The organism is Synechococcus sp. Nb3U1, from assembly GCF_021533835.1.
In the GTDB taxonomy this organism is placed as follows: domain Bacteria; phylum Cyanobacteriota; class Cyanobacteriia; order Thermostichales; family Thermostichaceae; genus Thermostichus.
Map to the genome: position 1 here is coordinate 1,511,659 of NZ_JAKFYQ010000001.1, position 26,178 is coordinate 1,537,836.

Below are 26,178 nucleotides of genomic sequence, written 5' to 3' on the forward strand. Positions count from 1 at the left end.
TCGCTTGTCCTGACTTGTCCTGATCATAATCCTCCTGATTTCTCTTGTCGGTGGCGGTCTTGGCTAAGCTAAGGAACATCAGCAGCCATTGGGGAGCCTGCTATGGGATGGCTGGATTGGTGGATTATGCCTCCTTGTCCGCTCTGCCAGCGCTCTACCAAAAACGTGTTTTGCCAGGATTGCCAGAACCAATTGCAGGCGGATCGGATTTCCGCTTGGCCGATCACCACGACACCCTGGCCCCTTTATGCCTGGGGGATCCATCGCGGCGGGTTACGCAGAGCGATTTATCAACTGAAATACGAGGGACAACGGCGGATTGGATCAGTTCTGGGGGAATGGCTGGGATCCCGTTGGCGGGAACACAACCGGCAGCGACAACCCTACACAGTCCTACCGATCCCTCTCCATCGGGAGCGACTGCGGCAACGGGGCTACAACCAAGCGGCTCTGATTAGCCAAGCCTTTTGTGAGCAGACGGGGTTGCGCCATCTTCCTCAGGGGTTGGTACGGGTGCGAGCCACGGTGGCTCAACACGAGCTCGACCCGCTGCAGCGACAAGAGAATCTAGCCGGAGCCTTTGCCCTGAGACGTACTCCTGCCACACCTGTGCTGCTGGTGGATGACATTTACACCACCGGCTCCACTATCCGCGCGGCCCAGCAGGTGCTAGCTACCGCCGGGATCCCTGTAGCAGGAGTGATCGTCGTCGCCCAAACCCCAAAGGCTGTTCACCCGGCCTTGCCTATTCCGCCCCCACCAAATTAAAGGCAGTAACGAACATAAAGTCGCAAAACTCACGCACCAAGTTGGGATCCCGCCAGCCTTGACGAGTTTCTTCCCGCAGCACTTCCAGGGCCTGTTCAACACTTAGGGCCGTTTTATAAGGACGCGAGGAGGTAAGGGCATCGTAAATATCAATCACCTGAAAAACGCGGGCCAACAGAGGGATTTCCTCCCCTGCCAGATGATCCGGATAACCACTGCCATCCCAGCGCTCATGGTGATGGCGAATAATGGGCAGCACATCCTGCATGGTGCGCAAGCCCTGGCATATTTCTTCCCCGATCAACACATGGGACTTCATGATTTCCCACTCTTCAGGGGTGTGTTTGCCCTGTTTGCCCAAAATCGCATCCGGGATCCCAACTTTGCCAATATCGTGCAGGTAACCGCCCCAGCGGAGCGCCTTGATTTGCTGACGGGGTAAGCCTAAATAACGACCAAATTGTTCCCCCATCGCCACCAACCGTTCACAATGGTCACCAGTGGTGGGATCCCGGCTTTCCACAGCACGGGCAATGCCGAACAACACCTTAGCAGCATGATCCAAATCTTCGTTCAGGCGCTTTTGATGAATGGAGGAACGTACCCGTGCTAGCAGCTCCACTTGGTCAAAAGGCTTGGTCAAAATGTCATCAGCCCCCACCCGCATCCCCTTAACGCGATTGGAGCGATCCGTCAGGGCGGTGATCAAAACAACGGGAATTAAGCGGGTCAGATCGTTGGCTTTCAATTGCCGACAGACATCAAATCCATTGATATCCGGCATCAACACATCCAGCAATACCAAGTCCGGCTGCAGTTGCTCTACAGCTTCCAGAGCATCTTCGCCATTAATGGCCTCGCTGACTCTGAAGTGGGCTGAGCGCAAGAGTTCACTAATGTAAAGACGGCTGCTAGCTTGGTCATCGACCACCAAAACATGATCCGACTCCACTAGCTTCAGGTTCGGGCGCGGAAAAGGAGTGTGGGTCACACGAGAATCCATGGCAGCCAAGTCCAGTCTACAGTGAGTTTTGCCAGTTGGACTGCGCAAGCATCCAGAACTTCAACCCGAACCCCCAAAGGCGAGATGTCGAAGGATAGAGTCAGATGTTGTCATTCAAACTCAACTTGTGGCTACACTCTATACCAAGACTCCATGGCCTGCACACCGCAACTTTGCTGAACTTATTGCGCTCTTTGGAGGGCAGCCTGATGGGGATCCACATTCAGAAACACGGTGGAATTTCCTTCTACACGGATAATCCGCAAAGGCGGCGCAGAGCCGGTCGGGTTTTGAATGCGCTCCTGTAGGGTTTCGTAAAACAGTAGATCCGCCAGTTGCGCATTTTGGGCTGCCGCTTGCCCTTTCAATTCAATAGCCCGCTGGTTGGCCGCCGCCAAGATCAACAGCCGTTCCGTCTCTTTCTCCTGAATTTGGGCTCGTACAGCTGCCGTTTGTGCCGTAATCGAGGCCACCTGCTTACGCTCAATAGAATCCTTCAGAGCTTCTGGAAAATCAGGATTACCCAGGAACACGCCATCCACCTGCAGCAGGAAAAGGGTTTGGCCGTCCCGCTTTAGGGTAGGCATTTCCTGCCGGATCAGAGCCAAGGCTTGTTGTTCGATAGCGGCTCGCTGGCTTTTGCGGTAGAAATCTTCTGAATCGAAAGATGCAGAGATATCCCGAATTTTGGAGCGCACCACGGGCACCACCACTGTGGATAGGTAATTTTCGCCGATATTGGCGTGCAATTCGTCCAAAGTGGCAGGGTTGGGCTTGAGGGCAATAGCCACATCAAGGGCAAAGGCTTGCCCGTCGGCAGTGTTGACGGTGATTGCGTTGCTAATGGCGTTGGCAGAGGCAGGATTATCGGTAAATTCCCAGACGCGGGTGAGCACACTGTAGGTGATCGGGGTATCGATGCCAGGCACCACAAAAATCACCCCGGGTAATTCCACCCGTCCTTCTTGTAGGCCGGAAAAGGTGTTAAACACAACCGTGGCATGTCCAGGTGGAGTAACATATAGACAGGAACGACCTATCCCCAAAGCCGCCAAGATGGCGATCCCTCCGGCCATCAGCCAACCCGTCCTACTCGGTTCTGCTTCTTCTCTTCTAGGCATTATGGGGGCTCCTGGCGCAGCGTTTGTGAGAAGGAATACTAGAGAATAGGTGGGGTAGGGGAGAATTTGGTGAATTGGAGCGAACTTATTGGGTCACCAAAGTTTCCAGCCGTGATCCGAGCACAGAGGCTTTCACCACCTCCAAATACTGAGGATTTTGGGTGAGAGCCCGTGCTTTGGCCTGCAATTGTCCTGCTTCTGCTTCCGCTTGAGAAATAACAGTGCGCGCATCTTGGCGGGCCTGCTCGATCTCAAATTGCTTCTGGGCGAGGCGATTTTCGGCAATGGTCTTCCCCTCAATGGCGGCCACAAAATCAGGATCGAAATCCACATCCCGCAGCAGCAGATCCAAAACTTCGATGCCGTATTCCCGCAGTAAAGTGGCCACCTGCTCACGAATTTGCCCCTGCAGCATCGGACGCTGGGTGGAGTAAAGGGCTTGGGCGGAAAACCCGGCAGTCTCGTTGATGATCACAGAACGCACAATCGGAGCGATGCGATCTAGGTAGCCTTCGCCCAGTTGGGTATAAACCTTGGGGGCATCGAGAATGCGAAATTGCAAGGTCGCCTCAACCCGAATTTGTTGCCCATCTTGGGAGAGCGCCACCAAGCGAGGAGCATAGGCCGTCTGATCCCCGTCTTTCCAGGTCAGGGTTTGGGTTTTCACATCGAAAATCAGTGTGCGAGAGACGAAGGGAGGCACCCAATGCAAACCTGGCTGTAAAGCTGTTTGGCTCACCCCACCAAACCAGGTGAACACCACCAAGTTTTCTCCGTTGCCCACCAATCGCAAGGGCCTGCCCATCCCCACCAGGAGCAGCACTGCTCCGGCGAAGGTAGCCTGGGGCAACCAGCGACCCACTCCCATTTCATGACCCCTAAGCATATGCCGCCATTCTGACGGATAGGTTGGGACAAGACCAGAAAATCGCTGCCATCTTTTAAGCTTGATGCCACTAGGGATCCCTGCCCAGTCCGCCCCTCCCGCAAGCCAGTATTCTCAATGCATTCACATCAAGTATTCACAAAAGATCACTTCATACTTCGCAAAGACCCTTGGCGAATGCCCTCAAAACAGAAGAAGATTAAGACATCCTAAAGATTTGGGTTGCCGTTCATGCTATCTATCCCCGATTACGAGCGGCGGGATGTCCAAGTGCCCCAGTCCTGCATCGCTATCGCAGCCCAGGCATTAATCCGGCAGGGGGTATCGGTGCGCTGGTCTGAAGAAGGCCTATCCGCTTTGATCCGTCTGGGATCCAAGGGATCCGCCGACCGTGCCGCCCTTTTGCTGGTGGAGATGAACCTTGCTGGCCAGCCCCAAGAGCTGAAGAACTGGCTGGAGATGTGCTGGCAACTGCCCGCCTACCCCAGACAAGCCCTGCAAGTGTAAGGGATCCCGGTTGGGCGCGAAGATGGGTTTGGCCTTTTCCCTATTGGATTGTGCGCTCTCGGGATCTTTTGCAGCATTACCGCCGCCTGTGCGGTCAAACTTTGACAGTTGTTGATGTAGAGACCACGGGATCCTGTGTGCCTGGGCAGCGGGTGATCGAGATTTCCCTCCTCAAGGCCAGCTTAGAGCAAGGGATCCTCGACCATCGGGCTTGGTTGTTGGATCCGGGCGTTCCGATCCCGCCTGCGATTGTGCGCTTGACCGGCATTACCTCCGAGATGGTAGCCCAAGGATCCGACCCGGCAGTGGTTTGGCCGGAAATTCAAGCAGATCTGGAGTCTGGGACGCTGACAGCCCACAATCTGGCTTTTGACTACGGCTTTTTACAAATGGAATATGGGCGGTTAGGGATCCGATTTGCCCGACCGAAAACGGAGCAACTGTGCACGGTGCAGTTGGCGAGGCTGTTGCTGCCCGATTTGCCCTCCCGCAGTTTGCCCGCGTTGGTGGAGCATTTCCAATTTCAGTTGGAGGGGCCCCTGGTGGCGGGGGGGAAGCGCTCCCACCGAGCAGCAGCAGATACCCTAGCCTGTTGGCTGTTGGCGGAGCGGCTGTTGCAGCAGGTGTGTTGTGAGCCAGAAGAACAGGTGTTGGCTCGTTTTGGGCGGCAGTGGATCCCGCTGGGCCAGGCAGCCCAAATCCTGGAATGTTCTGCCCGTCAAGCCCGCGCTCAGATGGAAAATGCAGGACTCATGGCCCGCACCAGTCGCAGTGGCGCTTATCTGTACCGTCGGGACGAGGTGGAAGCATTGGCGGAGAGAAACCTGTCAGTTCAAGTGATGGAGTGAGGGCGTGGGCCTATTAAGGTGATTAAGACGGGATCCCGTTTTGGACATTCTCTGCAAAATGAAACCTTGACTTTTACACAACTGCTGGAATACCTTTGGTAAGAGTAGTAAAAAAGCCAGCATGGCAATAGCTTCTATCTGAATCCTGTTTGAATCCATGATGTATTTTGCCGCCCCGATTTCTTCCACACAGTTGCAAAGCCAAACCCTGTTGGTTCTGCTGCTGGGGCTGCGACTGCGCCTTGGGCGCTAATATTCTTTATCCCTCCAACCCTACTGCCTTGGCTGCTCATCCCTGAGTTGCCTGGTTTCTCTAATAGGCAGGGCTTGCCCCTGGCTATCTAGCTTGCGCTATTCCGGCCTGTTTCTGCTGTCTGAAGATTATTTTTGGTTGACAGATTTTGGTTTAACAACGCCAATCGTTCTGATCAACGATCTCTGCTTAACACTGCCAATCCATCCAACTCAATTCCTTCCATTGCTCTGTAATCAGGGCTTGTTTTTGCTGCTCACCCATTTCATCAGTTCAATCTTTTGAGGTGTTAGCTATGGTTATGCTTGCGGATCCCAATGTCAAATATCGTCCTTTTTCACCGATTCACTTGCCAGATCGCACCTGGCCCAATCGGGTGATCTGCAAACCCCCCATTTGGATGAGTACCGATCTGCGGGATGGGAACCAGGCTTTGGTGGAGCCTATGAATGGGATCCGTAAACTGCGCATGTTTGAGTTACTGGTGCAGATCGGGTTTAAACAGATCGAAGTGGCGTTTCCGGCGGCTTCCCAAACAGATTTTGACTTTGTGCGTACCCTCATCGAAGAGGATCGGATCCCAGAGGATGTCACCATCGAGGTGCTCACCCCAGCGCGTGAAGATCTCATTCGACGCACCTTAGAATCTTTGCGAGGCGTGAAGCGAGCCACTGTTCATCTTTACAATGCCACTGCACCGGAGTTTCGCCGCGTGGTGTTTGGGTTAAATCGGCAGGGCACCATCGACTTGGCGGTGCGAGGGGTACACCTCATCCAAGAATTGACGGCCCAACAACCCGAAACCGAGTGGTTTTTAGAGTATTCTCCGGAAGCTTTCACAGGTACAGAATTGGACTTTGCCAAGGCCATTTGTGATGCTGTTACCGATACTTGGCAGCCGACACCCGAGCATCAATTAATCCTCAACTTGCCCGCTACGGTTGAGCTGGCCACCCCCAATGTGTATGCTGACCAGATCGAGTGGATGGGCCGCTACCTAAACCATCGAGAGTGCATTGTGTTGAGCGTGCATCCTCACAACGACCGAGGGACAGGGATCGCTGCTGCGGAGTTGGCCTTGATGGCGGGGGCAGAACGGGTGGAAGGCTGCTTGTTTGGCCATGGAGAACGCACAGGCAATGTGGATTTGGTGACGTTGGCATTGAATCTGTACAGCCAAGGGATCCATCCCGGTCTTGACCTGTCGGATTTGGATGAGATTCGCCGCTGTGTGGAGGAATGTACCCAATTACCCGTTGGGCCACGCCACCCCTATGCTGGGGATTTGGTGTTCACAGCTTTTTCGGGATCCCATCAGGATGCGATTAAGAAAGGCTTTGCAGCCCAAGAGCCTCAGGGTCTCTGGCAAGTCCCCTACCTACCTTTGGATCCGGCGGACGTCGGTCGTAGCTACGATGCGGTGATTCGGGTGAACAGCCAGTCGGGCAAGGGGGGGGTGGCTTTTTTGCTGGAACGAGCTGAGGGCCTCAAGTTGCCGCGTCGGTTACAAATTGAGTTCAGCCAACGGGTACAACAGGTAACCGATGCCACGGGCCGAGAACTTTCGGCTGCGCAAATTGCCGCTTTGTTTCACCAGATTTACCTGGAAAGACAGGATCCCTTTACCTATCTTGGCCATCAGATTCGTACTCAGCTTGAGATGCCCCAGGCTCTAGGTCACAAGGATCCCCAACAGGTGGAGGTACAGGTGATGGTGCGGCAAGTGGGAGAGCTACGCCAGTTTTTGGGGAGAGGCAATGGCCCTATCGACGCTTTGGTGAACGGGATCAACGCCGGAATCCCAGACTCCATCCAGGTGATCGACTACCAAGAGCATGCCATCGGTACCGGGGCAGATAGTCGAGCCGCCGCCTATATTCAACTGCGTTGGCCGGATGGATCCCTGCGATATGGGGTAGGAATAGATGCCAATATTGTCGCGGCTTCTTTTAAGGCGATCTTCTCGGGGTTGAACCAAGCCTACGGCCCAGAGCAGACGGCTGATCCTAAGACTCGATCCCTGGTGCTGGCTTGAGGAGCTGAAGACAAGAAAGTCACCCAGCCCAAAACCCTGTGAAGACCGTAGGATGGGGAGGACTGTGTGGAAGGAAGTGCTTTTTGTGAACGAAGCGGATATCACCCTGGCGGTACAAGCCCAGTACGAGACTTTCCCCTATCCTCCTGTCCCCTACGATCAGCCTTTTCAGGGCTTCTCCAGTCTGGGCAGCTATACCTTGGCCCAGTATGCCCGCACCCGCCTCTTAAAAGAGCCCACAGGAGCCAAGTTTTTGGTGGGGGGATGTGGCACAGGCTATGAGGTACATGGCATTGCCGCCAGTAATCCTGGCTACGCCTCGGTGGTGGGAATCGATATCAGCCGCCCTTCTTTAAAAATTGCCCAGCAGCGCATCAAGCATCACGGCCTGAGCCACTGCTCTGTGCAGTACGGGGATCTGTTGGATCCCTCCACCTGGCCTGAAGGCAGCTTCGACATGATCAGCTCCTATGGGGTGATTCACCATACGGCGGATCCCCTCAAGGCTTTGGGCAATTTGGTGTCGCGGCTAGCCCCCGATGGGGTGATCGCCTTGATGCTTTACAACCGCTCAGGACGCTGGCACCTGTATCGCATTCGTAAGGCTTTAGAACTGCTGGGCATTACCCCGCCCGCCACTCCAGAAAAGATTGCCTTTGTACGACAGTTGTTGAACGGAGCCAATCCCAATTCTCTTTTGGCTAAGCACGCCACTGCTAATAAAGAATACTATTTACAGGATGAGAACATAGTCGATAATTTCTTCCACGTCAACGATATTCCCTTTGATATTGGGGAAATTCCTGGTTTTGTAGCTCAAGTGGGTTTGGAGTTTATCGATGTTGCCCCGCATCGAGATGATTGGAATGCTAAGCCTTTGGTAGCTTCTACCCATCCTGAGTTTCATCGACGGTATGAAACTCTTTCTCGCATTGAACAACTTCAGGTGATTGAGTGTTTGGAACCTCTATACCACACGCAAAATTTGTTCTGGTGTTGCCATCAAGGCAAGAAAATTGCTGCCTGGGATCCCTTTACTGCTGAGTTTTTTAAAGGATTCCGTTGGCAATTGAATCCAATGTTTGTCCAGCATGGCAGCGTGCGCTATTTGGATCAAAAGGTACCCTTCTCGGAGCTGTTGAGCAAACTTGACCCAGCGCGGATCCCCACTCAAAAGATGGATATTTTCTGGCAAATTGCTCAGATCCCCGGCAAGGTTATGACTTCGAGCCGTTATCAAGTGCTGGATCTGTTGTTGCCGTTGGCTCAACAGGCGCGTTCCGGCGCTGAGATTCTGGTTGATCAAGAAGACAGAGCCGATCACGTCCTCAACCTATTCCGACAATGGGAGGTGGATCGATTGGTTTTAAGGGTGGAATAAATTGGGCGCTTGGGTTGCTCCTGTCAGCCTTTTCAGGGATCCCGTGGATCAAGAGCATCCCGCAGGCCGTCCCCTAGCAAGTTAAAAGATAAAGAACTGAGAACTATCATCAAGGTGGGAGCCAGCACCAGCCAAGGTTTCAGGATGATCACGGAAGCATTGGTGGCCAGGGAGAGCATATTGCCCCAGGAGGCATCCGGTTGTTGGATCCCCAACCCAATCAGGCTCAATACCGATTCCGCCACAATGTAGCCTGGAACCGCCAAAGTAGCAGAGATTACCACATATGTTGCCGTTTGAGGCAGAATATGGCGCACCATCAAATACAGGGATCCCGCCCCTGCCACCCGTGATGCCTGCACAAAATCTCGATCCCGCAACGACAGCACCTGCCCGCGAATCACCCTGGCCAAGCCCGCCCAACCGACGAACGAGACGATCACCACAATCACCAGAAAACGTTCCGCATTGCTAAAAGGTAGACCTGTCAGTGGGTTCAGTTGCAATACCGCCGCCAAGGATACCAACAGGTAAAGAGTGGGAATTGACATCAATACTTCTGCCAGCCGCATCAGGAGCATATCCACCCAGCCGCCGAAATAACCGGATATCGCCCCCACCAAAAGACCAATAGTGAAAGAAATTCCAATACCCACCAGGCCGATGAACAGGCTGACTCGTCCGCCGTAAATTAGACGGCTGAAATAATCGCGGCCTTGGTCATCGGTGCCCAGCAGGTTCAACCGACCCACCCGTAGATCTTCTGCTTCTGGGGATCCCTCTGGTGAATCTGGGTCGGGGCGCAGTGCAACGGTTCCGAATAAGTGGCGATTAGACGGGATCAGGCCCAACCAACGGTAGGGAGTACCCTCCACAAAAAAGCGGATCCCCGCCGGACGGCTAGTGTCGATGTAGAGTGTCCGTTCCCCTGTTTGTAAATCCACCGGCCCCTGTCGTGTCGGATAGACATGAGGCCCCAGCCAGGTACCCGAGGGATCCTGAAGGTGAATGGCAGTTGGGGGCAATAGGGATCCCTGGGTTTGGGATTGTAAGGGGCTATAGGGGGCAACAAACTCAGCAAAAATGGCGCAGGTGTAGAAGAGCAAAAGGATCAAGGCTCCGATTTGGGCCCATCGATTTTGGCGAAGCCGTTTCCACCACTGCATGAGGCGAGGATCCCGTGAGCGCTGCTGGCCAGCACGAAACTGGTCTTTACTGTAGCTGAAGTGTAGCCAAAATTGAGAAGCCCTTCTAACCTGCCAAAGAATAACTGGGGCTGTAGAGAGCCATCATTTCCATCCGTGCGGCGGTGATCGTCTGCGGCAGCACCCCCACCAGACGGGCCAGGATATCATCCGGCAACTGGCTGACCAAATCGGTGGAGAAAAACTCTTCTAAACTAAACAGCAACACTCGTGCCCGCTGAGTTGGGAGAGGGTTATCCGTAATTTGTTGTAACCAGCGCATCCAGTGCAGCCGCTTGGAATAAGCATTTTGCCGTTCCTGATGATTTTGCGGATGCAGTAACGCCACATCTCCAATGGGTAGAACAGTCCCAGATTCTATATCCAATGGCCCTCCGACCGCCGCACCTGGCCCAGCAAACTCAGCATGAAAGGTTTTGCAGATGATCAGGGCATTGTGCCGCTGCGGATCGAGCATCAGCAGTTGTCCACTACTGAGGCTACGAGTTAACTGCCCTGGCTCAACCCGCTTAACCAGGCTGTGGTTGGGAGAAGGTTCGCTCATAGTGTTTAGGATATCTCAGCCCTCCCCCTCTTTACATGAAATCTTTAAAGTTCAGAGGAGCTGCTTAATGCGATCTTCATGCAAGAAAGAACCGGACTTAATTTCTTGTCCTTTTATCCTACGGATTGGCTATAGAGTTGCTGCAAAATCCTCGCCAACTGTATAGATTCTTACGTCTCCAGCTTCGCAGCGGCCAATGTGGCTGGCTTGGGGATATCCGGCAAGATGTAGTTCCTGGAGTAAAGCTGGGGTAAAGCTGGGATCCACCGCCAGCAATAAGCCCCCGCTGGTTTGGGGATCCGCCAGCAACAACTGCTGCCATTCGGCAAGAGATTCTGCCTGCACACCTTCATAACCTTGCCAATTGCGACGAGCAGCTCCCGGAAAGATCCCAGCTTTCGCTAAGGGGATGGCTTCCGCCAAACAAGGAACAGCGGACAGATCCAACCTCGCCCCCACACCCGAGCCGCGACAGACTTCCAGCAAATGTCCCAGTAGACCAAACCCTGTTACATCCGTCATGGCGTGGACTTGCGGTCGCTGTGCCATTTGGGAGCCGATGCGATTCAGTTGGGTCATCACCTGCAACACCTGCCCATAGCCTGCAGCGCTGAGTTTGCCTTTTTTCAGGGCTGTGGTCATGACGCCGATCCCAAGGGGCTTGGTCAAGATCAGGTCGTCCCCTGGTTGGGCGGTGGCATTGCGGCGAATGTGGTCGGGATGGGCCAAGCCTGCTGCAACCAAACCAAAGATCGGCTCAGGAGAATCGATGGAGTGTCCTCCCGCCAACGGGATCCCGGCCTCCTGGCAGACGTTCATTCCCCCAGCCATGATCCCTTGAATCGCCTCCATCGGCAGGCTGTTGATCGGCATGCCTAAAACTGCCAGAGCCAGAATCGGTGTCCCCCCCATCGCATACACATCCGAAAGGGCATTGGTGGCAGCAATGCGGCCAAAATCCACCGGATCATCGACAATCGGCATGAAAAAATCCGTGGTCAAGATCAGGGCCTGGGTGTCGTTCAGCTGATAAACCGCAGCATCATCGCTGGTTTCGGATCCCACCAGTAGCGCCGGGTTGGGGGCCAAAAAAGGCATGCCTTTAAGAATCTGTTGCAACTGAGCCGGAGCAATTTTGCAACCGCAGCCGCCACCGTGGGAGTACTGGGTAAGGCGAATTGGGGCATTCATAGAGATTCTAAAAAAAGGGCTGTCTCTACTCTAGTGAGCTTGGCCGGCTGACTGGGGGTTCGCAAGCTGGGTTATAGCTTTTTCCAGCGTTCTCTGATACAGCAGATTCAGGTCAATCTCTTGCTCTATAAGGTTTTTTGCCGAGCTCAAAGGCCTGCGTGAAGTCGGAAAAGGCTTTAATGTTGAAGGGGATCCCACTATCTATAGCGTTGACATGACCTTTGTTCCCTTGCACTTGCACAGCGAATACAGCCTGCTGGACGGGGCTAGTCAGTTACCCCGCTTGATTGATGAGGTGGCGGCAATGGGCTTACCCGGTCTTGCCCTCACCGACCATGGCGTCATGTACGGGGCACTGGAGCTGCTGAAACTGTGTAAAGGAAAGGGGATCACCCCGATCATCGGCAATGAGATGTATGTGATCAACGGCGACATCAGTGACAAAAATCGCAAATATCCGCGCTACCACCAAATTGTCTTGGCCAAAAATACTCAAGGCTATAAAAACCTGGTTAAATTGACCACCATTTCTCATCTGCAAGGCACCCAGGGCAAAGGAATTTTTTCTCGTCCCTGTATCAACAAAGAGTATCTGCTGCAATACAAAGAAGGACTAATTGTCACCAGTGGCTGCTTGGCAGGGGAAGTGCCGCAAGCAATTTTGCAACGAAGACCGGAAATTGCCCGTGAAATTGCCGCCTGGTATCAGAAACAATTTGGGGAGGATTACTATATTGAACTTCAGGATCACGGATCCCAAGAGGATCGCTTTGTCAATGTGCAATTGGTGCGCATTGCTCGCGAATTGGGGATCCCGCTCATTCTCACCAACGATAGCCATTTCATCTCCTGCTTGGATGTGGAAGCCCACGATGCGCTTCTTTGTATTCAAACCGGAAAATCCATCACCGAAAGTAACCGGCTTCGTTACAGCGGTACAGAATATTTGAAAAGTCCAGAAGAAATGCGCCGGTTGTGTCGAGATCACCTGGAGCAAGCTATCATCGATGAGGCGATAGCCAATACCTTGAAGGTGATGGAAAAAGTCCAAAGTTATGACCTATTTGGGGAAATGCGCATTCCCGACTATCCCATTCCGGAAGGGCATTCCGCTGATAGCTACCTGACCGAATTAGCCTGGCAAGGATTGCAACAGCGCACAGGAGCTGAACAGCCAGATCAAATTCCCAAAGATTATCAGGAACGACTGCGCTTCGAGCTAGACATTATTCAGCAAAAGGGATTTTCTACCTATTTCTTAGTAGTTTGGGACTACATTCGCTATGCCCGCGAGCAAGGGATCCCGGTAGGGCCGGGACGAGGTTCGGCGGCGGGATCCCTAGTAGCCTATGTCCTAAGGATTACCAACATTGATCCCGTCAAATATGGGTTGCTTTTTGAGCGTTTTTTGAACCCAGAACGGAAGTCAATGCCAGATATTGATACCGATTTTTGCATTGAACGGCGCGGAGAATTGATCGACTATGTCACCCGAAAATATGGACAGGAGCGCGTAGCCCAGATCATCACCTTTAACCGCATGACCTCTAAAGCTATTCTCAAAGATGTGGGTCGGGTCTTGGATATTCCCTATGCAGAAGCAGATAAAATGGCGAAGTTGATCCCGGTTTCTCGGGGTAAACCTGCCAAGCTTAAGGAAATGATCAGTGAGAATACTCCCGCTCCAGAGTTTAAAGAAAAATATGAGAAGGATCCCACAACCCATCGCTGGATTGAGCTAGCACGCCTGCTGGAGGGTACCAACAAGACCTTTGGGGTTCATGCTGCTGGGGTCGTCATTGCCAAGGATCCCTTGGATGAGATTGTACCATTGCAGTACAACAATGAAGGCCAAATCATCACTCAGTATTCAATGGAAGATATCGAGTCCTTGGGTCTGTTGAAAATGGACTTTTTGGGGTTGCGTAACCTGACGATGATTCAGAGATCTGTAGAACTGATACGAGAACATGATCGTGTAGATCTGGATCTGGATAACTTGCCCCTAGACGATGAGAAAACCTACCAAATTTTAGAAAAAGGCGAGCTGGAGGGGATCTTCCAATTGGAGTCGTCAGGTATGAAACAGGTAGTTCGAGATCTCAAGCCTTCCAACCTAGAGGATATTTCCTCAGTATTGGCCTTGTATCGGCCCGGCCCCTTGGACACGGGCATGATTCCGGACTTTATCGATCGTAAACATGGGCGCAAACCGGTCACTTATGCTCATGATCTCCTAAAACCCATTCTTCAAGATACCTATGGGGCGATTCTTTACCAAGAACAGATCATGCGGATTGCTCAGGATATGGCTGGGTATACCTTAGGCCAAGCAGATCTGCTGCGGCGGGCAATGGGAAAAAAGAAAGTTTCCGAGATGGAGAAACATCGTGAGCAATTTGTACAGGGCGCTGCCGAGCGGGGTGTTAGCAAATCAGTGGCTACAGAGTTGTTTGATCAAATGGTTGCCTTTGCGGAGTATTGCTTTAATAAATCTCATTCTACAGCCTATGGTCTTGTAACCTTCCAAACTGCTTATCTTAAGGCTAACTACCCCACAGAATACATGGCAGCTTTGCTCTCATCGGTGGGAGGAGATCAAGATAAAGTCCAACGATATATTACCTACTGTCTATCGATTGGAATCCAAATTCAGCCACCGGACATCAACCGCTCCGGCCTAGACTTCACCCCCCAAGGAACCAGTATTTTGTTTGGCTTGGGAGCTGTCAAAAATGTTGGGGAGGGTGCTATTCAAAACATTCTGATTACACGTCAGGTGGAAGGCCCTTTTGCCTCTCTGGCCAACTTCTGTGAGCGAGTCGATCTGCGCACCGTTAACCGACGTGCTATAGAAGCTTTGATTCATGCGGGTGCATTCGATCAAATTTCCCCTAACCGTAAACAGTTGATTGCAGATTTAGATCCAATCCTAAGTTGGGCAGCAGACAGAGCTAAATCTAGAGCTATTGGACAAGCTAGTCTGTTCGATCTGCTGGGGGATGGTAGCAGTAATGGCAATGGATTTGTTGAGGCTCCTCGTGGGCCAGTTACAGAGGATTTTCCCCCACAAGAAAAATTAAAGCTGGAGCGGGAACTGCTAGGCTTTTATGTATCAGATCATCCTTTGCGTCGGATTCAGGAGCAAGCGCGGTTATTGGCTCCGGTTAACCTATCTGATATTAGAAATTATGCCGCTGATTCTACTGTTAGTGCTATTGCTTTAATCACCTCTATTAAAAATGTGACGACAAAGAAAGGGGATCGTATGGCCATTTTGCAATTGGAGGATCTGACCGGCAGTTGTGAAGGGGTGATCTTCCCCAAAACGTATGAACGCTTACAAGATCGCCTAGAGGTGGATCAACGGCTGTTGCTTTGGGCAAAGGTGGATCAACGGGATGAACAGGTGCAACTGATTGTAGATGATGTCCAGCCGATTGAGTCGGTAGATTGGGTAACCGTAGAAATTCCTTTTCAGTCTGCTGGAGCCTTGGAAGATCGATATCGGTTACAAACTTTGATCACTCAGCAACGTTCAGAAGTTAAGGAAGAAAACCGTATCCCTGTTGTAGCTGCTATTTCCGCTAATCCACGTAAAGTTTGGATACGGATGGGATCCCAATTTTGTGTCAAGAATGCTCAAGCTACCGTTGAAGCTCTGCGTCAGGCCGGATACACTGCCCGTAGAGAATCTTTACTGCCGAGTTGATTGGGAATTTAGAAAAAATGAATCAAATCCCTGATTGGATGATAGGGATGATAGGATCCCTGATTGCTATAAGCGCTTGTTCTTCCTCGACTGAAGCCCTTATTAGCCCTAGGCCAGACATCCGGGGTTTAGCCACTGTTAACTCCATTGAAATCTTCATCCTGACATCCGAACCCCCTCAGGTTGCGGTGGAAGTGCAGGGTTTTGTTGGGGATCCCTGTACTCAACTGCAAGAGCCCATCATCACCGCCGCAACAGCTACTCGGGAGTTTACCGTTACCTTGGAAACCCTTCGCCCCGCTGATGTGGTGTGTATCCAAGTTTTAGCCCCCTTTGAGATTGCCTTCCGGCTACCCATGCAAGGATTGCCTCGTGGTGAGTATACAGTATCGGTAAATGGTGTTTCGGAAACTTTTCTCTACTAAGCTATGTCCTGGGAGCTATATCTTGGGAGCTGCGCAGATTGCATTAAATCAATTCATTAAATCAAGGTGCGAATACATTGCCGGATTTTGAGGTTAGACTGCTCCAAGTTGCTAAACCCACTTACAGGTGTTCCCTGTCCATCCAGAAGCAGTAAGACCGCCTGCTGGCGCAAGTCAATTCCTGGTAGAGTATCTGAAATAATTTCTTGGATATCTTCAACAGTTTCCCCTGCAAAATCTACTGATACATGTACATATTCAGAAACCAGACGGGGATCCGTTGGGATACTCTCACGGATAAACTGCAACACCAAGTCCCGTAAGAGAACTAACCCTCTACCATCCACCAATACAATTTGTCGTAGGCGAGGGTTTTTTCCAAACTCCAGTGCCAAACTTTTGGAAAGAGATTCCGATTCAGAGCGGGTACGGCTATTGGTTAAAATCAACGCCTGAATGCCATCGTATTGGCCCAAATCTAGCTGATCTCCAAAGATACTCTCCACTTTGAAGGTGAGGGATCCTTTATTACCATTGTTTGGACAACTGTTGGCTTGGACGGGTTCAACAATTCCCAATAATGAAAGCAGCGCAATTCCGGTTAAAAATGAAACTGTAAATCTCAAGTGAGAAGTTTTGGCTTGAAGAAAGATCCGATACCAATCGGTAACGATGTACTCACAGAGCAACAATAGGTTCATAGCAATCTCGCAGGGATCCCTGAGGATAGGCCGGCCAAATCTTAGCTGATCCTCCTCTTGGCGCACCCCCTATACCCCGGCTTGTGGCCTCGGAGGTTGTGCCCATAATAGAAAGCAGTTTCCGGTTTGCCCTACGTCATGACTCATGCCTCTTGGTTGGATACCCTCAACCCCTCTCAACGCCAGGCAGTGCAACATTTTTGTGGCCCGTTACTGGTAGTAGCTGGGGCAGGTTCTGGCAAGACCCGCGCCCTTACTCACCGCATTGCCCATCTGGTTCGCCAACATCAGGTGGATCCAGCAGAAATTTTGGCGGTGACTTTCACCAACAAAGCAGCCCGTGAGATGAAAGAGCGCATTGAGCAGCTTTTTGTGGAGCAGGAAGCTTATGAACAATTCGGGATCCCTATGGCACAGTTGGAGCCAGCCCAGGTGACCCGCCTCAAGTCCAGCGTTTACCGACGGCTCATCAAACCCCTTTGGATTGGTACCTTTCACAGTTTGTTCTCTCGGATTTTACGACTGGATATTGAAAAATATCAGGATCCCAAGGGGCGAAAATGGACACGAAATTTCTCCATTTTTGATGAGTCTGATGCCCAATTACTGGTTAAAGAGATCGTCACCAAACAACTGAATCTGGACGATCGCAGATTTGATCCCAAATCAGTACGCTACGCCATCAGCAATGCCAAGAACCAAGGTTGGACTCCTGCTGATTTAGAACACCATCAGCCCAACTTCCGGGGTCGTACCATCGCCCAGGTCTACGAACTCTACGAAGATCAACTAGCTGCTAACAATGCTCTAGACTTTGACGATCTGATCTGGATACCTGTACAACTTTTTCGTCAAAATGAGCAAGCTTTAGCTTACTGGCATCAGCGTTTTCGACATATCTTAGTGGATGAATATCAAGACACCAACCGCACACAATATGAACTGATTCAACTACTAGCTACCAATGGCGAGATGCGCAAATCTCAGTTGAACTGGAAAAATCGCTCTATTTTTGTGGTGGGGGACGCCGACCAGAGTATCTATCGATTTCGCGGGGCAGATTTTACAATTCTGATGGAGTTTCAAGAAGCCTTTGGCGATGGCCTACCGGATGATGATACCCGCACGATGGTGAAGCTTGAGGAGAACTACCGATCCACAGCCACAATCTTGCAAGCAGCGAATGCCTTGATCGATAACAACACCGAACGTATTGAGAAAGTGCTTAAGCCCACACGTTCTCAAGGGGATCCGATCTTTTGTCATCAAGCGGACAACGAGATGTCCGAGGCGGAATTTGTAGTGAATGCTATCAAACGCTTAGAGAGTAAGGATCCCAATAATTCTTGGGGAGATTTCGCCATTCTTTATCGCACCAATGCCCAATCTCGCCCCTTTGAGGAAGTTTTGATGCGTTGGGGGATCCCTTACGTTGTAGTGGGTGGACAACGGTTTTACGACCGCAAAGAAATCAAAGATGTGATTGCGTATCTACGAGCGGTGGCCAACCCAGCTGACTCCCTCAGTTTGTTGCGTATCATCAATGTGCCGCGACGGGGCATTGGTAAATCCACAATCGATAAATTAACTCAAGCGGCAGCTGCCTTAAATGTGCCTTTATGGGAAATCCTTAGCGATGAGACTTCAATCCACACCTTGGCAGGACGCTCAGCCAAACCTGTTATCCAATTTGTTCAACTGCTAGAACACTGGCATCAACAGCTTTCTCAGGCAAAAGCTACGGAGATTTTGGAAGGGTTATTGCGAGATTCTGGGTATTTAGAAGATTTGAAAGCTCAAGCCACAGAAGAAGCAGAGGAACGAGCACGAAATGTGATGGAACTCTATAATGCAGCCCGCCAGTTTGAAGAGGAACAAGGGGATCCCAGCCTTGAGGCATTCTTGAGTAATGTGTCTCTGGCTTCTGATTTGGATAACTTACAAGAAGGTTTGGAAAAAGTCTCCTTAATGACGTTACATTCTTCCAAGGGGCTGGAGTTCCCGGTGGTTTTCCTAGTGGGTGTGGAGCAAGGACTTTTCCCCAATTTCCGGGCCTTGGAAGATCCCGCTTCTTTGGAGGAAGAACGCCGACTTTGCTATGTGGGCATCACCCGTGCACAGGAGCAGTTGTTTATCAGCCATGCCAGCGAACGACGCCTGTACGGCAATCGAGAAGCCGCTATCCCCTCTTTATTTTTAAGTGAGCTGCCTAAGGAGTTGATCGAATTGGATAAACCCGGTGCCATTCCCCGGCAGCTCTCCCGCGGCACGACCCTCTCTATCTCCGCTGCATCTAAAACACGGCCAGCAACGCGGCACTCTCGCTCGGAACATTGGTCGGTCGGGGATCGCCTGGAGCATCCGCAGTTTGGGCAGGGACACATTACCCATGTCTTTGGCAGCGGCGAACGGGTCACAGTTGCGGTTAAATTCCCTGGGATTGGTCAGCAGAAAATCTTGGATCCGAGGATTGCCCCGATTCAAAGAATAAGCTGAGGTGGCTATGCTGCTACAGTCAAACAGCTCCTTACGCCAAGGGCATGCTAGCGCGTTCGCCTGTAGTGGCCCACAGGGCAACGCAGATCAGCTTGCATGGGGTCTGTTTTGTCCCGCGTAGCACTGTCCCCAGAGTATTCTTCTTATTAAAGTTCTTATTAAAGTAGGTTCGTTGTTCATCTTTCGGCGTTTTCCTTGCAGCAACTTTGTGGAAATCTTGTGGAAATAATTCTATACGGATAACAGCAATCCCTCGCCTTCTGAACCACCCCGATGCACCCACTGCCCAACTTCCGGGATCCCCGCTTCCTAGAAGATCACATTCGTCAGACCCTGGCGTTTTATCATCCCCGCTGCATCGATCCACAAGGGGGATTTTTCCAGCACTTTCGGGATGACGGCAGTCTTTACGACCGTGAAACCCGCCACTTGGTGAGCAGCACCCGCTTTGTCTTTAACTACGCCATGGCGGCAGTGTATTTCCAAAACCCGGAGTATCGCACTTGGGCCGAGCACGGCATCCGCTTTTTGCGCAAGAAGCATTGCCAAGGAGGTTATGTCTGGATTTTGCGAGGTTTAGAAGTGGCGGATCCCACCCTGCACTGCTACGGCCATGCCTTTGTGCTCTTGGCCTATGCCTGGGGCCTCAAAGCCGGGATCTCAGAGTGTGCCCAGTACCTGGCCGAGACCTTTGACCTGATGGAAGAACACTTTTGGTCAGAAGCTGATGGCCTGTATGCCGATGAATTCACCGCCAACTGGGGATCCCTCTCCCCGTATCGGGGTCAAAACGCCAACATGCATACCTGTGAGGCCCTAATTGCCGCCTATGAGGCTACCCAAGACTCACTTTATCTGAAACGGGCCCTCACCCTAGCCCACAACCTCTGTGAACGACAGGCGGCTCTTTCGCCTCTGGGGCTGATCTGGGAACATTATGACCCCAACTGGGATCCCGACTGGGACTACAACCGCTCGGATCCACGTCACCTCTTCCGCCCCTGGGGCTATCAACCGGGCCACCAAACGGAATGGGCCAAATTGCTCCTGATTTTGGAACGCTATGCTCCCCAGACGGATTGGCTCTCCCAGGCCCAATTTTTGTTTGACCGAGCCATGTCATCGGCCTGGGATCCCGAGTATGGCGGGCTCTGCTACGGGCTGGATTTACAAGGGCAAGTTTGCGATAGCGACAAATACTTCTGGGTACAGGCAGAATCTTTGGCAGCAGCAGCTCTGTTGGCTCTGCGGACAGGGGATCCCAGCTATTGGGATTGGTATGACCGCGTCTGGGCCTACAGTTGGGAGCATTTCATCGATCACCAACATGGAGCCTGGTATCGCATCTTGAACCGTGCCAACCAGAAATATGATGATCTGAAAAGCCCCGCTGGCAAAACCGACTACCACACGATGGGGGCTTGCTACGAGGTGTTGCGCAGCCTCAAGATCGACGCTAGAGACCCCCAGAGCCACTAGAGATTAGATTCTGGATCCCGGATGGCTAAGCCAAGCCCGTCCCTAGCAACGGCAACAAGCTGATCAGCAACAGACCTAATGTTGACAAGGATCCCGCCAGAAAAGAGAGGGAACGCCCGATGGGAATATCAGCGATGTAGCAAAGGTTGTAAAGCAGCCGCGCCACCAGAAACACCCCACACAACACCGCCACCCCTTCCTCTCCAGTCAGGCCAAAGTACCAGGGATCCAGGTGGGGCCCAGTGATATAGGCGATCAACGCGGCTGCCGCAAACATCCCGAATGTTTCAAAGCCATTTTCATGTGCCCAAGTGGCCCGTTGCCCGTAGGGAGGTAATCGGTCGAACATAGCACGGGGAGCACTAACATCGTATCCGACGCGGGCACGAGCATAGCCCACCACTCCCATTGGCAGATAAACCAAAAACATGGCCGCCGCAACAGAGAATAGAGGAATCGCTTCGAGGGAAAGGTTCTGCAACATGGATTGGCAAGCAAGAGTTCAGGATCCCTCTCATTGTCGCCGCAGAAGCACTTCTTCAGGTTAAGAGAAGATACAGCTTTTTCCAGCGTTATCTACTACTACAGCTAACTCAGGTCAATCCTTGACCTGACAGAGGTCTGGCTAAACTTTAGATCCACAGATCCACATGTAGACCCACATGAAGTCAGAAAAGACTGTAAGACCCATGCAGGGATGCCTTACTGCTTTTTTTGAAGATCTTTTGAGGATCTCTTTAGGAAATTTTACGGATTTTTTGGCGGCGCTCTTCATACTCAGCGCGGGTAATCAACCCCTGTTTTAACTGGCTCTCCAATTGCTGCTCCGGATCCTGAGATTCCCGCCCTTCCACACTTTTCCACTCCAACCCGATCAAATCCCGATTAAAGCGAAAATCAAAATCGGCATTGGTCATGGTTAAAATCCACAGGCCCTCCATTAAGCAGAAGGCTCGCAAAGTATAGCTCAGGATCTGCAACGGAATGGAGGGAATAAAAACCAGCAGGCCCACCCCCAAGTAACCCCAACCCCAGCGTTTGTGGCCCATGTAGAAGCGTTGCAAACCGGGTATGAGCACTCCCAGCATCGACAACCAGCCTGCCACCTCTCGGATCAACCGCTGACCTTCGCGGTGAGCTGGGCTTTTGCTCTCGGCCATAGTCTGTCTGAGCCACCTAGACGTGCCATCAGGCTAGCTCAAGTTTCGACCTCAGTTCCGGGGCTTTTCGAACTTAAATGACACCTAACTAGCATTACATTTGAGCAGAATTCTGCCGCGTATACTTTATGGGGGCAGATCTGGGGGTGGGTATGGCAGAGCGAGAGCTGACGGTGGCAATCTTGGCGGCGGGCAAAGGCACCCGCATGCGCTCTGATTTGCCGAAGGTATTGCACAAACTGGGATCCCTATCTTTAATTGAGCGGCTGCTGCAAACCGTGCTGACTCTGGATCCCCACCGTTGCCTGGTGATCGTGGGCTACCAGCAGGAGAAAGTGCGCCAAGCCCTGCAAGAATATCCGGTCGAATTTGTTGAGCAAACCCAGCAATTGGGCACCGGACACGCCGTTCAACAACTGTTGCCCCTATTGCCTGAGTTTCAAGGGGATCTGCTGGTGATCAACGGGGATGTACCTCTGTTACGGGCAGAAACCCTACAAGCTTTGGTGGAGCGTCATCGTCAAGTCAGGCCGGGGGTAACCTTGCTATCGGCACAAGTGGCGGATCCCTATGGGTATGGGCGGGTGTTTTGCGATGCGCAGCAGCGCATTTTGGAATTGGTGGAAGAACGGGATTGCACCCCGGCACAACGGCAAAATCGGCGCATCAACAGTGGCGTGTATTGTTTCGATTGGTTGGCTCTGGCGGAGGTGCTCCCCAACTTGGGCAGCAGCAATGCCCAACAGGAGTATTACTTAACAGATGCTGTCGGTCTGGTGGGAAAGGCGATGGCACTGGATGTCTCGGATCCGCAAGAAATTGTCGGCATTAACGACCGGCGCCAACTGGCCCATGCTTATCAAATTTGGCAGGATCGCCTCAAGCAGTCCTGGATGGAAGCAGGGGTTACCTTCGTGGATCCGGAGAGCGTCAGCCTAGAAGAAGCCGTAGAACTGGCCCCGGATGTGATCATCGAGCCCCAAACCCATCTGCGGGGAGCTTGCCGAATCGGCTCCGGAACCCGCTTGGGGCCTGGCAGCTGGATCGAATCCAGCACCATCGGGACAGGCTGCCAGATCCTCTACTCGGTGGTAAGCCACAGCCACATCGGTGACCATACCTGGGTGGGACCCTATGCCCATGTGCGCCCCCACAGCCAGATTGCGGACCACTGCCGCATCGGCAACTTTGTAGAAACCAAAAGCGCCCAAATGGGATCCCATAGCAATGCTGCTCACCTGTCCTACTTGGGAGATGCCAAGCTGGGATCCCAGGTGAATATCGGGGCGGGCACGATCATCGCCAATTACGATGGCCAGCAGAAACATTTCACCGAGATTGGAGATCGCAGCAAAACCGGAGCCAATTCCGTTTTGGTGGCCCCCCTCAGGGTGGGATCCGATGTCACCATCGCCGCCGGCTCCACCATTCCCCCTCGCCACGATCTGCCGGATAATTGTTTGGCCATCGCTCGCCCCCATCCGGTGATCAAGCCCGGTTGGCGACTGGGGATCCGTTCGACCCGCAACTTAGATCCCAAGACGGATCCCAAAACCCCGCCTGTGGGATCCCTCAAGATCTATCCGTTGCGACTCTGCCCCGGCCAAGATCTCAAGCAAGAATTGGAACACTTTGCCCGTCAACAACCGCTGCAAGCAGGGTTTGTGCTGACCGCCATTGGCAGCCTCAGCCAAGCTACCCTGCGCCTAGCTGACCAAACCGGGGATCATCTGTTGGCGGAACGACTGGAAATCCTGGCCTTGAACGGATCCCTATGTGCCGATGGCCTACATCTACACCTGACTGTTGCCGATTCGCAGGGTAAAACCTGGGGTGGGCACCTGCGCCCCGGCTGCCTCATCTACACCACTGCCGAAATTGTGCTCGCAGACAGCCTAGCGCATCGTTTCTCCCGCCAACCGGATCCAACCACGGGCTACCTGGAATTGCAGATTGAACAAGCCGCAGGGGATCCCTGACAATCACCACCAATTGAATCTCATGCAAACACAACCGGAAGATTTGGGGATAGGGATCCTCTCTTGGGATCAGTGAGCCCTGTTTTTCCGTGGGTAAGTGGTATATTAGGCAGCATAAAGCACCGGGATCCCGATCCGATACTGGAGGGCAAGGCTGGGGTCTTCTTGAGTGATTACAGCGTGAACCAGCCCAAAAATGAGTACCCAGTTGGGCAATCCGTGGTTGCTAAGGTTAATGCACAGATTGGCGGAATCTGGCCATGCCCCGAGTTACAACGGCTGATGAATTACTGGCAATGTACGCCGCTGGCGAGCGCAATTTTCAAGAATCCAATTTGATCGGTGTGGATCTGGTGCGTTCCACCCTGCAGGATGCGGATCTGAAGGGGGCCAACCTCTCCTTTGGCAAATTGAGTGGGGTCAATCTGCAGGGAGCCGATTTGCGCGGGGCCGATCTCAGCTCGGCTAACCTGATGGGGGCCAGCCTTTATGGGGCCAATCTCTGGGAGGCCAACCTCATCGGGGCGGATCTCAGCTTTGCCGATCTCCGGGAGACCAACCTGCACGGAGCCTATCTCTGGGAGGCAAAACTCACCCGTGCGCAATTGCAGGGATCCGATCTGAGCGGGGCAAAAATGGGAGGTGCTGTTCTAACCGGGGCCGATCTGAGGGGGGCTACTTTGCCGGATGGGACGGTGCGGCCTTGGGCTGATCCAGTGGTGGACAAGGCAGAATAGAACTGTTGCGACGGGATCCCGTATGTTACTGCTGTTCAACTTGGCCTTAACTGTGCTGCTGGCTCTGGGGGTAGCGGTGCTAGCTGGGCAAAACCTCACTTCTCTGACCGTGCATTTTTTGATGTTGCGCTCGGTGGAGCTGCCCTTGGGCTTGGTGATAACTTTGGCAGTTGGCTTAGGCCTGTTGACGGTGGGGCTGGGCTCTTTCCTCTGGCCGGGACGCAGCTTCTCCACCACCGCCCGCCAACTGCAGGAACGGGTACGCCAATTGGAAATGCAAGATCAACCACCCCAATAACCTCAGATACTTGCAGATACTTGAGGCTACTCTCCTGCTCAGCAAAGATTTTGGGAAGCCTTAAACCCTAAACAAAGTCAGCCAGTTCCCCATAGATGACACAGATATCCAGGACTGGGCGTAAGCTGAGGAAGGATTCTTGGACTGATCGTAACAATGGCTCATTCTCAACCCTCTTCCCCTAATATCTCCCCACAAGATCCACGGGCGCTGCGCAAGGCCCTACGCGGATCCGACACCTACTTTGCCAAAGGGTTTGAAGAACACAAAGATCAGGTGCAATCGGATCTACAAACCACCTACAAAAGTCCCCTTGTCGAGCAAATCCGCACCCAATTTTACCGCTATCAGCAAGGAGAGATCACCATTCACCTGGCCAAGGCTTTTGGCTTCTGCTGGGGAGTGGAACGAGCCGTAGAGTATGCCTATGAGGCGCGGCGACGCTTCCCGGATCGGCGACTGTGGATCACCAACGAGATCATCCATAATCCCCTGGTCAATCAGCACCTCAAGGATATGGGGATCCGCTTCGTCGGCAAAGGCCCGGATGGGAAAAAGGATTTTTCTCAAATTCAGCCCCAGGATGTGGTGCTCTGGCCGGCCTTTGGAGCAAGTGTGCCGGAAATGGAGTTTTTCCGGTCGCAGGGGAATGAGATTGTCGATACCACCTGCCCTTGGGTCTCCCGAGTTTGGAACCAGGTGGATAAGCATCGGGCTGCACAGTTCACGTCCGTCATCCACGGCAAATACAACCACGAAGAAACCCTCGCCACCAGTTCCTTTGCCCAAAAATATCTGGTGGTTCTAAACCTGGAGGAAGCGGAATGGGTTGCTCGCTACATTCTAGAAGGAGGAGATGCGGCAGACTTTCAGCAGCGGTTTAGCAAAGCCACCTCTCCCGGTTTTGATCCGAATCAAGATTTGGAGCGGATCGGCATCGCCAACCAAACCACCATGCTAGAAGGGGAAACCCGCGCCATCGCCAAACTTTTTGAAACGACGATGCTGCGCAAATACGGCCCGCAACAGTTGGATGACCACTTCATGAGTTTCAACACCATCTGCAACGCCACCCAAGAACGACAGGATGCCATGTTCGAGCTGATTGAGGATCCTTTGGATGTCATGGTGGTGATTGGTGGATTCAATTCTTCGAATACCACCCACCTGCAGGAGATTGCCCTAGAAAAAGGGTTGCCCTCTTTTCATATTGATGGCCCCGACTGCATCCAAGCCCACAACCGCATCCGCCACAAGCCCCTCCATCAAGACCTAACTGTTACAGAAGGGTGGCTGCCCGATGGGCCAGTTCGAATTGGCATTACCTCCGGAGCCTCGACACCGGATCGCGTGGTGGAAGAAGTGATTCGGCGCATTTTTGCCCTGCGTGAACCCCGTCGGATCCCTTCCTAACAGCTGCCTGATGGGGTTCCGAAACCCTGATGGGAT

Annotated in this window: 22 protein-coding genes and 1 pseudogene; 14 read left to right on the forward strand and 9 right to left on the reverse strand. The window is 52.5% G+C overall.

Features of this window, described 5'->3' with window-relative positions:
* The first annotated feature begins 102 nt into the window (after positions 1–102).
* The gene (locus L1047_RS07035) at positions 103–768 is read left to right on the forward strand and encodes a ComF family protein (RefSeq protein ID WP_235278186.1); all 666 of its coding nucleotides are present in this window, start codon (positions 103–105) and stop codon (positions 766–768) included.
* Here L1047_RS07035 and L1047_RS07040 read toward each other — a convergent pair.
* From L1047_RS07040 to L1047_RS07050, 3 genes are all read right to left on the reverse strand, one after another.
* Positions 746–1,771 (reverse strand): HD-GYP domain-containing protein, encoded by a 1,026-nt coding sequence (locus L1047_RS07040; protein ID WP_235278187.1) that lies wholly within the window; start codon positions 1,769–1,771, stop codon positions 746–748. The genes L1047_RS07035 and L1047_RS07040 overlap by 23 nt on opposite strands.
* 182 nt (positions 1,772–1,953) lie before the next feature.
* Positions 1,954–2,892 carry a prohibitin family protein gene (locus tag L1047_RS07045; protein WP_235278188.1) on the reverse strand — a complete coding sequence of 313 codons (939 nt, stop codon included), beginning with the start codon at positions 2,890–2,892 and terminating at the stop codon, positions 1,954–1,956.
* A gap of 85 nt (positions 2,893–2,977) precedes the next feature.
* Positions 2,978–3,778, reverse strand: coding sequence for a prohibitin family protein (locus L1047_RS07050; RefSeq protein WP_235278189.1), 801 nt, complete (start codon positions 3,776–3,778; stop codon positions 2,978–2,980).
* A gap of 231 nt (positions 3,779–4,009) precedes the next feature.
* On the opposite strand from L1047_RS07050, the gene L1047_RS07055 reads away from it, so the two are divergent.
* The 4 genes from L1047_RS07055 to L1047_RS07070 all read left to right on the forward strand — a co-directional run bounded on the left by L1047_RS07055 (position 4,010) and on the right by L1047_RS07070 (position 8,802).
* Complete coding sequence (locus tag L1047_RS07055; protein WP_235278190.1) at positions 4,010–4,285, forward strand: hypothetical protein; 276 nt, start codon at positions 4,010–4,012, stop codon at positions 4,283–4,285.
* A gap of 50 nt (positions 4,286–4,335) precedes the next feature.
* The gene (locus L1047_RS07060) at positions 4,336–5,133 is read left to right on the forward strand and encodes a 3'-5' exonuclease (protein ID WP_235278191.1); all 798 of its coding nucleotides are present in this window, start codon (positions 4,336–4,338) and stop codon (positions 5,131–5,133) included.
* Positions 5,134–5,681: 548 nt separating this feature from the next.
* Positions 5,682–7,421: a 2-isopropylmalate synthase gene (gene leuA / locus L1047_RS07065; protein ID WP_235278192.1), complete on the forward strand. Its 1,740-nt coding sequence runs from the start codon at positions 5,682–5,684 to the stop codon at positions 7,419–7,421.
* Positions 7,422–7,506: 85 nt separating this feature from the next.
* Entirely contained in the window at positions 7,507–8,802 is a 1,296-nt protein-coding gene (locus tag L1047_RS07070) for a class I SAM-dependent methyltransferase (protein WP_235278193.1), read from the forward strand.
* Between the two features lie 32 nt (positions 8,803–8,834).
* Here the strand turns inward: L1047_RS07070 and L1047_RS07075 are convergent, their stop codons facing one another.
* The 3 genes from L1047_RS07075 to selD all read right to left on the reverse strand — a co-directional run bounded on the left by L1047_RS07075 (position 8,835) and on the right by selD (position 11,742).
* Complete coding sequence (locus L1047_RS07075) at positions 8,835–9,968, reverse strand: ABC transporter permease (protein WP_235278194.1); 1,134 nt, start codon at positions 9,966–9,968, stop codon at positions 8,835–8,837.
* Positions 9,969–10,053: 85 nt separating this feature from the next.
* Positions 10,054–10,551, reverse strand: coding sequence for a hypothetical protein (locus L1047_RS07080; RefSeq protein ID WP_235278195.1), 498 nt, complete (start codon positions 10,549–10,551; stop codon positions 10,054–10,056).
* A 129-nt stretch (positions 10,552–10,680) separates the two neighbouring features.
* Positions 10,681–11,742 carry a selenide, water dikinase SelD gene (gene selD, locus L1047_RS07085; RefSeq protein WP_235278196.1) on the reverse strand — a complete coding sequence of 354 codons (1,062 nt, stop codon included), beginning with the start codon at positions 11,740–11,742 and terminating at the stop codon, positions 10,681–10,683.
* A gap of 214 nt (positions 11,743–11,956) precedes the next feature.
* On the opposite strand from selD, the gene L1047_RS07090 reads away from it, so the two are divergent.
* Positions 11,957–15,454: a DNA polymerase III subunit alpha gene (locus tag L1047_RS07090; protein ID WP_235278197.1), complete on the forward strand. Its 3,498-nt coding sequence runs from the start codon at positions 11,957–11,959 to the stop codon at positions 15,452–15,454.
* A 47-nt stretch (positions 15,455–15,501) separates the two neighbouring features.
* Positions 15,502–15,879 carry a hypothetical protein gene (locus L1047_RS07095; protein ID WP_235278198.1) on the forward strand — a complete coding sequence of 126 codons (378 nt, stop codon included), beginning with the start codon at positions 15,502–15,504 and terminating at the stop codon, positions 15,877–15,879.
* 56 nt (positions 15,880–15,935) lie between these two features.
* Here L1047_RS07095 and L1047_RS07100 read toward each other — a convergent pair whose 3' ends face one another.
* Entirely contained in the window at positions 15,936–16,385 is a 450-nt protein-coding gene (locus L1047_RS07100) for a hypothetical protein (protein WP_235278199.1), read from the reverse strand.
* A 333-nt stretch (positions 16,386–16,718) separates the two neighbouring features.
* On the opposite strand from L1047_RS07100, the gene pcrA reads away from it, so the two are divergent.
* Complete coding sequence (gene pcrA, locus L1047_RS07105) at positions 16,719–19,076, forward strand: DNA helicase PcrA (protein ID WP_235278200.1); 2,358 nt, start codon at positions 16,719–16,721, stop codon at positions 19,074–19,076.
* Between the two features lie 273 nt (positions 19,077–19,349).
* The gene (locus tag L1047_RS07110) at positions 19,350–20,555 is read left to right on the forward strand and encodes an AGE family epimerase/isomerase (RefSeq protein WP_235278201.1); all 1,206 of its coding nucleotides are present in this window, start codon (positions 19,350–19,352) and stop codon (positions 20,553–20,555) included.
* Positions 20,556–20,580: 25 nt separating this feature from the next.
* Here the strand turns inward: L1047_RS07110 and L1047_RS07115 are convergent, their stop codons facing one another.
* Both L1047_RS07115 and L1047_RS07120 read right to left on the reverse strand, forming a co-directional pair.
* Positions 20,581–21,039, reverse strand: a complete 459-nt coding sequence (locus tag L1047_RS07115) for an MAPEG family protein (RefSeq protein WP_235278202.1) — start codon at positions 21,037–21,039, stop codon at positions 20,581–20,583.
* A gap of 253 nt (positions 21,040–21,292) precedes the next feature.
* The gene (locus L1047_RS07120) at positions 21,293–21,715 is read right to left on the reverse strand and encodes an SHOCT domain-containing protein (protein ID WP_235278203.1); all 423 of its coding nucleotides are present in this window, start codon (positions 21,713–21,715) and stop codon (positions 21,293–21,295) included.
* Between the two features lie 152 nt (positions 21,716–21,867).
* Here L1047_RS07120 and glmU point away from each other — a divergent pair.
* The 5 genes and pseudogenes from glmU to L1047_RS07145 all read left to right on the forward strand — a co-directional run.
* Positions 21,868–23,217 (forward strand): annotated as a pseudogene (gene glmU, locus L1047_RS07125) (bifunctional UDP-N-acetylglucosamine diphosphorylase/glucosamine-1-phosphate N-acetyltransferase GlmU); the annotation flags it as partial.
* 60 nt (positions 23,218–23,277) lie between these two features.
* Positions 23,278–23,694, forward strand: coding sequence for a PPC domain-containing DNA-binding protein (locus L1047_RS07130; RefSeq protein ID WP_235278882.1), 417 nt, complete (start codon positions 23,278–23,280; stop codon positions 23,692–23,694).
* A gap of 260 nt (positions 23,695–23,954) precedes the next feature.
* On the forward strand, positions 23,955–24,431 hold the full coding sequence (locus L1047_RS07135; RefSeq protein ID WP_235278204.1) for a pentapeptide repeat-containing protein: 477 nt from the start codon (positions 23,955–23,957) through the stop codon (positions 24,429–24,431).
* A 22-nt stretch (positions 24,432–24,453) separates the two neighbouring features.
* Positions 24,454–24,729 carry a lipopolysaccharide assembly protein LapA domain-containing protein gene (locus L1047_RS07140; RefSeq protein ID WP_235278205.1) on the forward strand — a complete coding sequence of 92 codons (276 nt, stop codon included), beginning with the start codon at positions 24,454–24,456 and terminating at the stop codon, positions 24,727–24,729.
* A 156-nt stretch (positions 24,730–24,885) separates the two neighbouring features.
* Positions 24,886–26,142, forward strand: a complete 1,257-nt coding sequence (locus L1047_RS07145) for a 4-hydroxy-3-methylbut-2-enyl diphosphate reductase (RefSeq protein WP_235278206.1) — start codon at positions 24,886–24,888, stop codon at positions 26,140–26,142.
* The last annotated feature ends 36 nt before the right edge of the window (positions 26,143–26,178 follow it).

Bases quoted from the DNA above. Each gene is read 5' to 3' on its own strand.
- L1047_RS07035 (WP_235278186.1), top strand. From the start codon at position 103: ATGGGATGGCTGGATTGGTGGATTATGCCTCCTTGTCCGCTCTGCCAG.
- L1047_RS07050 (WP_235278189.1), bottom strand. From the start codon at position 3,778: ATGCTTAGGGGTCATGAAATGGGAGTGGGTCGCTGGTTGCCCCAGGCT.
- pcrA (WP_235278200.1), top strand. From the start codon at position 16,719: ATGACTCATGCCTCTTGGTTGGATACCCTCAACCCCTCTCAACGCCAG.
- L1047_RS07055 (WP_235278190.1), top strand. From the start codon at position 4,010: ATGCTATCTATCCCCGATTACGAGCGGCGGGATGTCCAAGTGCCCCAG.
- L1047_RS07040 (WP_235278187.1), bottom strand. From the start codon at position 1,771: ATGGATTCTCGTGTGACCCACACTCCTTTTCCGCGCCCGAACCTGAAG.
- L1047_RS07090 (WP_235278197.1), top strand. From the start codon at position 11,957: ATGACCTTTGTTCCCTTGCACTTGCACAGCGAATACAGCCTGCTGGAC.
- L1047_RS07135 (WP_235278204.1), top strand. From the start codon at position 23,955: ATGCCCCGAGTTACAACGGCTGATGAATTACTGGCAATGTACGCCGCT.
- L1047_RS07140 (WP_235278205.1), top strand. From the start codon at position 24,454: ATGTTACTGCTGTTCAACTTGGCCTTAACTGTGCTGCTGGCTCTGGGG.
- L1047_RS07145 (WP_235278206.1), top strand. From the start codon at position 24,886: ATGGCTCATTCTCAACCCTCTTCCCCTAATATCTCCCCACAAGATCCA.
- L1047_RS07110 (WP_235278201.1), top strand. From the start codon at position 19,350: ATGCACCCACTGCCCAACTTCCGGGATCCCCGCTTCCTAGAAGATCAC.
- leuA (WP_235278192.1), top strand. From the start codon at position 5,682: ATGGTTATGCTTGCGGATCCCAATGTCAAATATCGTCCTTTTTCACCG.
- L1047_RS07115 (WP_235278202.1), bottom strand. From the start codon at position 21,039: ATGTTGCAGAACCTTTCCCTCGAAGCGATTCCTCTATTCTCTGTTGCG.
- L1047_RS07045 (WP_235278188.1), bottom strand. From the start codon at position 2,892: ATGCCTAGAAGAGAAGAAGCAGAACCGAGTAGGACGGGTTGGCTGATG.
- L1047_RS07095 (WP_235278198.1), top strand. From the start codon at position 15,502: ATGATAGGATCCCTGATTGCTATAAGCGCTTGTTCTTCCTCGACTGAA.
- L1047_RS07080 (WP_235278195.1), bottom strand. From the start codon at position 10,551: ATGAGCGAACCTTCTCCCAACCACAGCCTGGTTAAGCGGGTTGAGCCA.
- L1047_RS07120 (WP_235278203.1), bottom strand. From the start codon at position 21,715: ATGGCCGAGAGCAAAAGCCCAGCTCACCGCGAAGGTCAGCGGTTGATC.
- L1047_RS07075 (WP_235278194.1), bottom strand. From the start codon at position 9,968: ATGCAGTGGTGGAAACGGCTTCGCCAAAATCGATGGGCCCAAATCGGA.
- selD (WP_235278196.1), bottom strand. From the start codon at position 11,742: ATGAATGCCCCAATTCGCCTTACCCAGTACTCCCACGGTGGCGGCTGC.